We start from the raw sequence: 11,823 nt of genomic DNA on the forward strand, positions 1-11,823 counted from the left end.
GGCACCGGACCAGGCGTCGGTGCCGGCGTCGGTGCCGGTGCCGGATCAGCTGTCGGTATCGGTTCGGGAGACGGCGGGGGGTTGGCGGGTGCGGGCACGGGCCGGGCGGTGGACGCGCCGGATGCCGGCCGTGAGGATGCCGGTCGCGAGGAGGACAGCTTGCCGTGCGTGACAACTAAGATCATGATGTGTCCTCCGTGGGGACGAAACGATCGATGATCGGGACGTGGCGGGCGGCCGGGGCTGGTTGCCGTATCGGTCGACTCCTGCCACCTTCCACGGACACGGCATCTCGAATCGTCCAAGTACCAGAGGTCCAAGTAGCAGAGGAGGGACCCGAGGAGCCGGGGGATCGGGGCTGGCCGCGGGCGGCTCCAGGAGCGGTCCGCGGATCCCAGCCGTGAATATCACGATCATGCGTTCTCCGGTTTCGTCCGAAAGAGCGGCTGTGCGGGTGTGCCGGGCACGCTGGACGGGGAAGTGGAGAAGACGACGAGGAAGTGACGAGGAAACGAAGAAGGCGGGGAAGTGGAGAAACGGCATGCCCGCGCGGGCTCGCGAACCGACATCGCGGGCCTGTAGGGCCTGGGAAGGCGTGCGGCCTGGGAGGTGAGTCTCGATGGCGAACGTACTCAGCGTAACCAGTGTGCCACCGGTGACGGTGCGGCGGTACAGGACGATCGGGGAAGCGGCCCATGAGATGGACCTCCACGGGGTGGGCGCTCTTCTCGTCACAGACGATCGCGATCACCTGGTCGGGATTGTCACTGATCGTGATATCGTGTTGCGGGGAGTTGCCCGTGGTGTTCCGATGGAGACCTCCGTCGATCGTCTGATGACGACGGAGGTCTTCACCCTGCCCGTTGACGCGGAGCTCGACCGCGCGTACGAGGTATTTCGCGATCATGCGCTGCGGCGGCTGCCCGTCCTCGACGGCGACCGGATCGTCGGGGTCCTCTCCATCGACGACCTCCTCATCCGTGACGCGCGGCGGATCGAGGACGTCGTACGTCCCCTTGCCCGGGAGGTCATCGCCCGGCACCGCAGGACGCCGGTGGGCACGGGTGGGGCCGTCCGTGCCGGCGACGGCGCCGTCCGTGCCGACAACGGTGGCACCTACGCCGGTAGCGGTGCCGGTAGTGGCGGCACCTACGCCGACAGCGGGGTGATCGCCTCCCGCCGGCTGGTGCGGGCCCACCCCGGTGACACCCTGGTCATCCACGGGCGGACGCTGGGCCGGCCGGAGCGGTCCGGCGAGATCCTGGAGGTGCGTTCCCCCTCGGGCGATCCGCCGTTCCTGGTCAGCTGGTCCGATTCCGATCATGTCAGTTTCACCTATCCGGGCCCGGACGCGGAGGTGCGTCCACGTGCCGAGGCGGCGACCGCGGCCACGGGCGAGCGGGCTGGCAACGGCAGCCGGTAGCAGCAGGTAGGCGGCCGGAAGCTGACAGGTGGCCGGCCCGCAGCCACCGGATGCCACCTGTGACGCCCTGACAAGGCCGCCCTGATACGGAGGTGGCGGGTGCATCCCCTGTTCGCCGACCGGCCGGCGGCGGGCCGTGCCCTGGCCGGGCAGCTGGCCGTATACGCCGGTCGTGACGACGTCGTCGTCCTCGCGCTGCCACGAGGCGGTGTGCCGGTCGCCTTCGAGGTGGCGCGACGGCTGGGTGCGGGGCTGGACGTCTTCCCGGTGCGTAAGCTCGGGGCGCCCGGGCACGCCGAGCTCGCGATGGGCGCGCTGGCCGGCGGCGGGACGCTCGTCCGCAACGATCAGGTGATCTATAGCCTGGGCATCGGGGAGGAGACGATCGCCGAGGTCGTGGCCGCCGAGCGCCGTGAGCTCGCCCGCCGGGAGGATGCCTACCGCCTGGGCCGGGACGCGCTCGACGTCACCGGCCGCGTGGTCCTGCTGATCGACGATGGGATGGCCACCGGTGCCACGATGTACGCCGCCGTCGACGCCGTCCGCCAGCGCGGGCCGGCGCAGGTGGTCGTGGCTGTGCCCGTGGCTTCGGAGCAGGCGTGCCGGCAGATGCGGTTCGTCGCCGACGGTGTGCTCTGTCTGCGCACCCCGTCAACCTTCTTCTCTGTCGGCCAGTACTACGCCGATTTCTCCCAGACGACCGATGACGAGGTCCGCGAGCTTCTGCGCCGTGCCGTGACCGCTGGATGACGGCCGGGCGGTCTTCCGCGGATCACCATCCGAAGCTCCTCACCCGTGGGACGCGGGCACCTTACGTGGCCGCGACAGAGAGGGGCGGTGTGGTGACGTCGGGGAGTTCGCCGGAGAGGTCTGGGCCGGACCGGATCCGGTCAGTAGATCAGTAGAGCAGTTCGCCCAGCAGACGCCCCAGATCCGTGCGTGGCGCGGGGGAGGTGGATGTTGCCGGGGTCGGTGTGGAAGCGGGAGCGCTACCGGCCGGTGCGGATGCCGGTTGTGAGGCCGGCGCTGGGGCGGGTGTGGATGCGGGCGTCGGCGAACCGGCCTGCGCAGGGGAGTTGTTCAGGCGTTGGGCGATGCTCGCGAGTCTGCTGCGTGCTTCGTCGCTGACCTCGACGGATGTGGCGTCGGCGAGCCGGTCAAGGAAGGGCGTGAGCCTGCCGGGGCCGGTGACCGTGCTGGGGATCAGCGCGTCCAGCGCTTTGGTGGTAGCCGCGTTGACCTGGCCCAGCTGGTTGTAGTGCGTCAGCCGGTCGCGCAGGGATGCCGGGCTGGTCTTCCAGCCGGCGAAGTCCGCGACGTTCAGACCGGTGATGCTGAAGGTGGTGGCCGGTTGCGCCGCGCAGCCGGTGTTCGCGGGCTCGAGAGTGAGACGGCCGGTGAGGGTGCCGGCCGCGCCCGCTTCGCCGATGTCCCGCCCGCTGAAGTGGGCGAGCTGCAGCCGGGCCGGCGTGCCACCACGGGCGTCCGCGATCACTGTGCCGCGGGTGCCGGTGATCAGATATCCGTGGCTGTCGAACAACGTCGCGCTGATCGGGACGCTGATCGGTGCCCCGCCGGTCGGGTTACCAGCCGTGCTCAGGACGCCGGTGATGTCGAGGGCGTCATAGCCGGTGACGGCCGGGTCGAGGTCGGCGGCTGTCGTGGTCAGCGAGTCCGCCGCGATGGTGATCGTTGGGCACTTCGTGGACGATGCCGGGGTGGGCAGGGCGGTTGCGCCGCTGCCGGCGTAACCGGCCGTCCAGGTCAGTACGGCACGGACATAGTCGTCGGACGGGTTGTAGGCGAGGATCGCTGCCCGTAGCTGCGCGGGATCGCTCAGATTGCGGTTGTAGGCACAGAGGTAGCCAGCGGCGGCGAGGGCAGCGTCGTCGATGTTGTTCGGGTCACGCTGGCCGTCGCCGTTGCCGTCGCTGCCGGCACTCACCCAGGAGGACGGGATGAACTGCATCGGCCCGACGGCTCGGTCGAAGACGGTGTCGCCGTCCCACCTGCTGTCGTCGGTGTCGGTGACACGCGCGCGCCCGCCCACGCCGTCCAGGGGAAGCCCGATGATCGACGGGGTGATGGTGCCGGCGGGGCTGATGGCGCGACCAGCGCCGTGGCCGGATTCCACCTTGCCGATTCCGGCCAGCAGAGGCCAGGTCAGATGGCAGTTGGGTCGCCCGGCCGCCATCCGTTCGGTTGCCCTGCGGTAGGCGGCCAGCACCCGTTCCGGTATGCCTCTGTCACCAGCGGCGAGTGTGACGGCCCCGCCCGACCCGGCGGCCGCTGCCGCGGCCAGGCTCTGTGTGCTCGGCGCGGCGGTACCGCCCGCCCTGCCGGAGCTGCCGCTACCCAGGCCGGCGAGCGGCGGTAACGAGAAAGCACCACCGTCGGCCGGCGGCCTGACTGGTCCGGGTGGAGGCCCGGCGGGGGCACCGGTCTGCGAGATGGCCGTGGAACCACTGACCAGAAAGAGAAGCGCGGTGGCGGCAGCCGGCATCACGAGTATCCGCACCCGGCGCGGGGGGGTGGACAGCCGGTCTACGAGACTCCGGACGTGCTGGAGTATCCGCACCCGGCGCGGGCGCGGGGTGGCTGGTATTTGCGGGTGGACCTCGCCGGATGCGGCTACGTCCCTGTGCTGGTACGCGCCAGTTCGTCTGGGGCCGCGCCAGTACTTGATCACAGTAGACGTCCACCTTGTCGAACAGCCTGGTTCAGGTAAGCCGCATGCGCGCTTCACCGGCTGGAACTCCGGCACACCGTCAGGGTGCCCACCGTCGTTGTACGCCGTGTTCCCGGACCGGGAAGTGGCTGCTGGCAGTCAGTGTCGGCAGTGCGCTCAAGCGTAGGTCTGTGGCTGGTAGGTCGTGAATCAGTGGTTTCTTGGTTGGACGAGGTGTCGTCCGGCGTTTCTGGTCCTCGTCCGGAATGTGTCGACAGTAAATGTCGTACGACTTTGACGCCAGGTGTCCGGGGGTAGTTTTCCAATAACTGTCGGTATGTAGTGACGAGTTGCGTGAACGTAGTCAGGCCCAGGTCCTGGGTGCTCCGGCGCTCGGTCGCTGGAGGGGGTGCGCCGCTCCGTCTTCCGTCACCGCTTCTCTCGTCACTGTTCGCTGATCGTTCGCCTGGGCGTTCGACCGGACGCGTGAGTCGTCTCTTGTACTTCTCTGAACGCGTTGTGTGTCGACGTGTCCCAGCGGCTCTGGTGCCCGTCGGTCCCGCGACGCCGTGCCTGCTTCTGTTACGGATATATGAATATCGCGGGTGTCCGTGGCCGGCCGGTGTGTCGGTCGTGGTAACAGGATGACGTTAACAGGGTGAGCGGTACAGGCCTCCCGGCTGCCCGCGGAACCGGACCGATACCGGGCGGTATTGTCCGCCCGCCGGTGGCCGTTCTGAACCAGGAGCGTATGACAGGCTGCCCCGGATTTGTCACCATCCCCGAGCGCGGTCGGCGACGGCCCGGATTCTCTGTGCTGTTCGACGGATCTGTCGGTCGGCAGGACGGCAGCGGTGCGTTCCGTACCACTCACCTGTGGGCACCATGATATGTGGAACGTGACTTATATGATGGCGCTGCTCACGAGATTATGGCGTGCCGGGGTGAAGGACGGGGTGTCGGTGACGGTTCACGACGGGCGTCGGCGTGGAGTCGCGCCCATATCATGATTGCGGATCGATGACTGTTGATCGGGCGCGGGTGGCAGCGGCGCTACCCGGCTACGAGCTGGGTGATGAGCTTGGTGCGGGTACGTTCGGCGTGGTGCTGGCCGGCTGGCACCGTAGTCTGCAACGTGATGTCGCAATCAAGATGATGCTCGGGAAGCACGGTCGGGCGGCGGCCGGTTTTGCCACCGAGGCCCGGGTTCTCGCCGCTCTGGATCATCCGCATGTGGTCCGGGTCTACGACTATGTCGAGACCGGAGAACTGCGTCTGCTCGTCATGGAGATGCTGGCCGGCGGGACGCTGACCTGCTGTCACCAGGCGGGGATGCTCCAGGAGGGAGCCTGCGCGGTGGGGCTGGCGATCGCCGCGGCACTGGCCTGTGCGCATTCCCGGGGGGTCCTGCACCGCGACATCAAACCCGACAACATTCTGTTCGACACCACGGGCCTGCTCAAAGTGGTCGATTTCGGGCTCGCGAAACAGGTGGGCGGATTGCCGGTCACCGCCAGCGCGGTGGCTGGGACGCCGTTGTACATGGCTCCCGAGCAGATCGATGGGGGCCGGCTGGGGCCGGCCACCGATCTTTACGCGCTCGGAGTGCTGCTCTATCTGTTGCTGACCGGGGTGACGCCGTTCGCCCCGGCCCCGTCCATCCTGCGGCAGCGTCTCGAGCAGGTCCCACCGCCGCCACCAGACGTGCCGGTTCGGGTAGCGGATGCGATCATGTGGGCGTTGGCGAACGACCCGGTGGCCCGCCCGCCGTCCGCTCAGGCCTTCGCGTTGTATCTGGCTCGAGCCGCGGCCGAGGCCTACGGCGCTGGCTGGCTCGCCCGCTCGGGGCTTGTGCTACATCTCGACGACGACGTCCGTGCCGCCGCCGAACGCCCGTCCGTGTCCGCCCCTCCGCCACTGCCGCCTATCGCCAAAAGTAATATTTTGTCTCCGAAAAGTGATACGGCGCCTTCGCCTTCGGCGGGCGACGCACCCGCTGACAGTCTGCTGTCACAGGGCATAGCGTCGGCTACGCAGGTGGGTGACCGTCCTACCGGCCGGGTGCGTCGCGTCCGGCCACACCATCGATCGGCCGTACCGCCCGCGCACCGCCGTCCCGGCGGTGCGCCTCGCCACCGTGGCGCTTCTCGCTGCCGTATCGCCGTCATCGCGTTTCTCCTCGCCGGCGCCGTGGCTCTTGTTGCCGCCACCCGCAGTGGGGACCCGTCTGATATCAGCATCCGTCCGCTCTCCCCGCCGCTGACCGGCCACACCCACTGGGTGCTGTCGGTGCTGTTCTCCCCGAACCAGCGGGTCCTGGCCAGCAGCAGCCGAGACGGGACGGTACGGTTGTGGGACGTCACCGACCGTTCCCAGCCTCGCCTGCTCGGCAGGCCCCTGACCGGCCCCACCGACGGGGTGACGTCGGTGGCGTTCTCCCCGGACGGCCATACCCTGGCCGGTAGCAGCTGGGACCGTACGATATGGCTGTGGGATGTGACGGATCCTTCCGCGCCCCGTTTGTCGGCCGGGCCGGTATCCGGCCACCGGGATGCCGTGACATCGGTGGCGTTTTCCCCGGACGGAAAAGTTCTGGCCAGCGGCAGCAATGACGGGACAGTGCGGTTGTGGGATGTCGCCGACCGTTCCGGTCCGCGCCCGCTTGGCAAGCCGCTGATCAGCCACGCCGACGCCGTGACGTCGGTGGTGTTCTCCCCAGACGGCCGTACCCTGGCCAGCGCCAGCTACGACAAAACGGTGCGGCTGTGGGATCTGACCGACCGTTCCCGCCCGCGCCTGTTCGGCGCCCCGCTGGTCGGTCACACCATGTTCGTGTTCTCGGTGGCGTTCTCCCCGGACGGCCATGTCCTGGCCAGTGGCAGTTACGACGGGACGATAAGGCTGTGGGACGTCACCAACCGTTCCGATCCGCATCCAGCTGGTGATCATTTGCGGGTCTCCAGTACCACCGTGCGGTCGGTGGCGTTCTCTCCGGACGGCCGTACGCTGGCCAGCGGCAGTTTCGATGGGACGGTCCGACTGTGGAACGTCACCGATCTTTCCAGTCCGTATCCGCGCAACGACTCCCTGACCGTCCATGGCGACTGGGTGATGTCGGTGGTGTTCTCCGCGGACGGGCGCACCCTGGCCACAGGCAGCAACGACAAGACGGTGCGGCTGTGGGAGCTGCGTCAACCCGCCTCCGCCGGCAGCTGATGTGACCGGCGAGAAGGCAATCTCGGTCAGGTTGCCGAGAACCCGCCGTCGACGAATATCGTCTGGCTGCCGGCCCGGGGCGGGTGCGCGGGTTTTCAGCGGACAGTATCGTGCGCAGGTGCTCGGCCGCCCGGTCGTAGGTGACCTGGAGGGCGAGCTCGTCGAATCCGTCGCACAGCAGCACCAGTTGGCCGCGCTCGAACATTCTGCGTACCGCGGGGATGTCGATGCGCTCCTCGCCGGCGACGGCCAGGTGCTGGGCAAGCAGGGCGTCCAGGCTGTGGTTCTTCTCCAGCGCCCGCAGTTCGATGAACACCGGCACCAGGTTCGGCAGAATTCTCGACAGCCGCCGGGCGAGCTCCCGGAGCAGGAATGTCTTCCAGTGGCCGAAGTTGGCGAGCACGAGGATCAGCCGGGCGGGTTCGGCGTCCAGCCAGTTCACCATGGTGTCGAAGACGTCGTCGTCCGGTTCGGCCGACTGGTCGGGGCCGCGCCGTCCGGCCCGGTCGAGGCGAACGTAACGTTGTGGCACATACAGCCACGGGGGATAGAGAAGGTCGTTTTCCAGGCGTTCCGACTGGCGGATCAGATATCGACGCGGATCCCACAGCCGCTGGAACTCGGGCAGGCTGCGGACGAGTACGCCACGGCGGCGGGCCCGGCGTATCAGCGCCGCGTCGACGACCTCCCCGCCGTAGACCAGTTCGGACTCGACCTCGGGGTCACGCGCCTCGTAGCGGGCATGTACCCGTTCGACGAAGCCGGTGAGCACCGACTCGTCCAGGCCGTCCGACGCGATGCCGACCGGCCACCGCCGCGTGAGGCCGGACTCGTCCCGGATGACGAACAGATGCGCGGCGGCGGGGTCGTCCGGCGAGACCCGCTGGATACGCGCGTCCGGATAGCTGTCGGCGCACGCCTGCTCGACCAGCTCAAGAAAGCGCGTGGCCGCGGACCGGTACTGCTCGCCCGGGAAAGCCGGTGCCTGCGCCGCCGCTGTCACGGCTCCTGGAAAAGGCGGCGCCTGCCGGGGACGGCCGTCTGTGCTGTGGGCCGTCCGAACACCGGCGAGGAGTTCTGTCCGGGCCCTTTCGGAGGAAAACCCGACCAGGTCGATCCACGTGTAGCCGCCGAGCAGCCCGGGACGTTCGCACGGCGCCACCAGCACTGGGATCACGCGCCGCCGGCGCCCCAGCGGGTCGTCCCGGAAGGCGGCCTGCCACTCCGCTTCCACATAGTCCGAACGCAGGGCGTCGGGCTAGAGCACGACCAGCGTGTGATCGGCCTCGTCGGTCATGCGCTGCATCCAGGCCGCCCAGTTGGTGCCCGGCATCAGATGCCACGCCTGGAGATGGACGTCGTATCCGGTCTCCGTAAGCTGCCAGGCGATCCACTCCGCCCACGCGCGGTCCACCTGGGTGTAGCTGATAAATATGACGGGCAGACCCGCGGGACGTTCATCGACCACCTGCCGATAATCCCACGGTCGGTGCCTTCTCCTGTTACCTCCCGGCGCATGGCCGAACGTCATTTTATAATGCGTCGCCAGCCGCGGCGTACTGTTTGTTCAGGCGGCGGTAACTATCTGTTTGTTTTTCGTCGCGTGAGGCTGCTGATACCCGGGAAGCGGTGGCCGCCGTCCCCGCGGACGGTTCGCGGTGGCGGCTCGGCGGCCAGGGTGTCTGGTCCGGCGTTTTCCGGCGGTGGTACCTGCCGGCGCGGGGTCAGCGCAGATGGACGGCGATCAGGCAGGTGTCGTCGTCGGTGTCGGGGGTGGTGTGGCGCAGGAGGTGGTCGGCATACCGCTGGAGGTCGGCGATCGGCCGGCCGGCGACCAGGACGAGGGTGTCCAGCGCCTCGTCGAGGGCGCTCCCGCGCCGTTCGATGAGCCCGTCGGTGAACAGCAGGACGCCGTCGTCGGGCCGCAGCGCGGTGGCGGTCTCCTCGTAGGCGCTGTGTGGGTCCGCCCCGAGGAGGACTCCGGCCGGCAGCGGGAGCGTGCCGGCGTCGCCGTCGCGGACCAGGACGGGCGGCAGGTGCCCGGCGCATGCCCAGCGCAGCACGCGGGTGGCCGGGTCGTACAGACCGCAGACGGCGGTTCCGGTGACGTCGTCGGTGAGGTGGTAGGCGACGTCGTTGAGCCAGCGCAGCAGCTGGGCCGGCCCCGCCCCGGTCATGGCAAGGCCACGCAGGCTGTTGCGTAACGTGACCATGCCGGTGACAGCCCTGATCCCGTGCCCGGCGATGTCACCGACGGTGAGAAGGACCTCCCCGGAGGGCAGGACGACCGCGTCATACCAGTCACCGCCGACCAGATGGTCCTGGTTGGCCGGTCGGTAGCGGACGGCGATGTCGAACCCGGCGGTCTCGACCGGATCGGCCGAGAACGGCGTGATGGCCCGTTGCAGCTGGATGGCCAGACGCTGCTGGTCGTCGGCCCGCTGTTCGGTGTCGGCAAGCTGGCCGCGGGTGGCGGCGAGGGCGACCTGGGTGTGGTAAAGAGTCGAAAGATCCTGGTATGTGCCGCGGACGGCGACCAGGGTGCCGGCGGCGTCCGTGACGGGTTCGGCGAACGCGCGTATCTGCCGGATCGCGCCGTCGGCCCGCAGGAGCCGGAATGTCGTGGCCGCCGGCCGCACCTGGTTGAACAGCACGTCACGGAAACGGCGGACAGCATCGAGATCATCGGCATGGACGTGGGCGTCCAGTCCCTGCAGGGAGATGGGTGCTTCCGGCGCATCCGGCATCAGCCGGAACAGCGTGAAGGTGTGGTCGGTCCAGCGCACGTCACCGGTGAGTACGTCCTGCTGCCAGCCGCCGAGCTCACCGAGCCGCTGGGCGTGCTGGAGGATGGTGGTCAGCCCGTTGCTGTCGTCGGCCCGCCGCCAGGTCAGCGCGATGCCGTCGAAGAGCCGGCCGATACGCACATCCATCTCCGTCGCGACGATCCGGTCACCGACGATGACGTGGACGGGCAGGCTGTCGGCCTGATACGGCTGACCGGTGCGCAGCACGTCCACAGCGTGCTCGAACAGCCCGTCCGGGACCGTCATCAGCGGATGGACGTGGGACAGCCGGCGGCCGACGAGATCCCGGGGACCGCGGCCGGCCGGGTCGACGAACCCGTCGCTGACGTGGTCGATCTGGAAGTCGACGATCCGTCCGTCATGGTCACGGACGGCGTGGGCGACGAGGGCGGAGCACAGCAGGGCGTCCAGCAGGGCGGGCAGCCACGAGCCGTGGCGTCCCCAGGTGCGTTCCCCCTGGACCCCGAGGCTGCTGGCGCAGACTCCGGCCAGCGTGAGCAACTGGTGGCGCAGCGCGGGAGCGAACTCCTCGAGAGGCTGCGGCCAGCAGATCTCCATCGCTCCCAGCAGCGCCCCGGCGTCGGTCAGCGGCAGCACCGCCCGGGCGCCGCGCCAAGGCCCGACCAGCGGGAGCGGGCGCGGCAGGTGGTGGGCTGCCGGCCACCACCGGGGGCAGCCGTCCTGAACGACTCGCTGGGCAGGGCAGTCCATCTGCGGCGGGAGGCGCTGCCAGCGGCTTGCCTCCAGGGCGCTGAGCCCCGCCTCGCCGGCGAGTTCCAGCGCGCCGTCCGGTTCGGTCATCCACAGCGCCACGGCCACGGCTCCCAGCGGGGCGAGGGCCTCCTCCAGCGTCGCCACGGCGATCCGGGATCCGTCCACGGCCCGTGGTGCCGGGGCGTCGGCCAGTTGCGCCGGCTGGTGGCGGGGCGGCTGTGCCGAGCCCCGCACGAGCGCGTCGCCCGCCGGCTGGCCGACCACGTCGGCGGCGAGCTCTGCCAGGGGCATCCCGGACCGGGCCGCCAGGTGGGTGAGCTGCCTGGCAGCCTCACCGGGGGAGCAGCGCAGGCGCTCGGTCAGGACACCGATCGCGAGATCCACCAGGGCTTCGGTGGCGGCCTGCGCCCGCACCGCCTCGAGTTCGCCCTGCTGGCGGACGATCAGTGCGGTCAGACGCGCCACCTGGTCGTCGCCGGCCGGGCCGGTCGGCCGCTGTGTTCCCACCACGTACGTCCCTCACTGGCTCGGGTGCCGCCGGCATGCGGACTGCGGCCCCCAACACGGACATCCTCGCACGGACGCCACCACGCGGACGAAGCCCCCGCGGTCCGCTGTTCTCCCGTTCTTCGTTGCTGCTGTTCCGTGGTTCTCCCCGGCCCTGGCGCCGTGGGCCGATGACGACGCGACGGTGCCTGTTCGGTGCCTGCCCGATGCCTGTTCGATGCCTGTTCGATGCGTGTTCGGTGGCTGGTCGGTATCTGTCCGCGTCGGTTACGGGCCACGATTCCGAGACCGTTCGAGAAAACCCTAGGGCATCAGGAAACTGGGTCGAGTGCGTTGTCTGTTTCACCCTGGTTTGCGAATCGTCCAACTCTCTACCGTGGAGCACGGGGACCGGCCGGCTGTTCGGGGTCGGCGGCCGACGAGCGGGGTGTACCGGTGGGTGAGGCTACGAAGTCGGAGCGGGTGAAGTCGGAGGGGGCAACGACGGG

Annotated in this window: 5 protein-coding genes and 2 pseudogenes; 4 read left to right on the forward strand and 3 right to left on the reverse strand. The window is 69.3% G+C overall.

The genetic code is table 11. From position 1 onward, the window contains the following. Positions 1–619: 619 nt before the first annotated feature. From CM1CMNOD_RS24275 to CM1CMNOD_RS02210, 3 genes and pseudogenes are all read left to right on the forward strand, one after another. A pseudogene (locus CM1CMNOD_RS24275) lies at positions 620–772 on the forward strand (CBS domain-containing protein); the annotation flags it as partial. Positions 773–835: 63 nt separating this feature from the next. Then, the gene (locus CM1CMNOD_RS02205; protein WP_431307442.1) at positions 836–1,423 is read left to right on the forward strand and encodes a DUF1918 domain-containing protein; all 588 of its coding nucleotides are present in this window, start codon (positions 836–838) and stop codon (positions 1,421–1,423) included. 99 nt (positions 1,424–1,522) lie between these two features. Then, positions 1,523–2,173, forward strand: coding sequence for a phosphoribosyltransferase (locus CM1CMNOD_RS02210; protein WP_013872053.1), 651 nt, complete (start codon positions 1,523–1,525; stop codon positions 2,171–2,173). Positions 2,174–2,321: 148 nt separating this feature from the next. On the opposite strand, the gene CM1CMNOD_RS22145 is transcribed toward CM1CMNOD_RS02210, so the two are convergent. Further along, on the reverse strand, positions 2,322–3,926 hold the full coding sequence (locus tag CM1CMNOD_RS22145; RefSeq protein ID WP_085948580.1) for a lytic transglycosylase domain-containing protein: 1,605 nt from the start codon (positions 3,924–3,926) through the stop codon (positions 2,322–2,324). A gap of 1,185 nt (positions 3,927–5,111) precedes the next feature. Here CM1CMNOD_RS22145 and CM1CMNOD_RS02220 point away from each other — a divergent pair. After that, the gene (locus tag CM1CMNOD_RS02220; RefSeq protein ID WP_013872055.1) at positions 5,112–7,307 is read left to right on the forward strand and encodes a WD40 repeat domain-containing serine/threonine protein kinase; all 2,196 of its coding nucleotides are present in this window, start codon (positions 5,112–5,114) and stop codon (positions 7,305–7,307) included. Positions 7,308–7,917: 610 nt separating this feature from the next. Here the strand turns inward: CM1CMNOD_RS02220 and CM1CMNOD_RS24280 are convergent. Together CM1CMNOD_RS24280 and CM1CMNOD_RS02235 are read right to left on the reverse strand one after the other, a co-directional pair. After that, positions 7,918–8,838 (reverse strand): annotated as a pseudogene (locus CM1CMNOD_RS24280) (toll/interleukin-1 receptor domain-containing protein); the annotation flags it as partial. A gap of 193 nt (positions 8,839–9,031) precedes the next feature. Continuing rightward, positions 9,032–11,335, reverse strand: coding sequence for a SpoIIE family protein phosphatase (locus CM1CMNOD_RS02235; RefSeq protein ID WP_013872056.1), 2,304 nt, complete (start codon positions 11,333–11,335; stop codon positions 9,032–9,034). Positions 11,336–11,823: the final 488 nt, after the last annotated feature.

The organism is Protofrankia symbiont of Coriaria myrtifolia (genome assembly GCF_900634755.1).
GTDB classification, from domain to species: domain Bacteria; phylum Actinomycetota; class Actinomycetes; order Frankiales; family Frankiaceae; genus Protofrankia; species Protofrankia coriariae.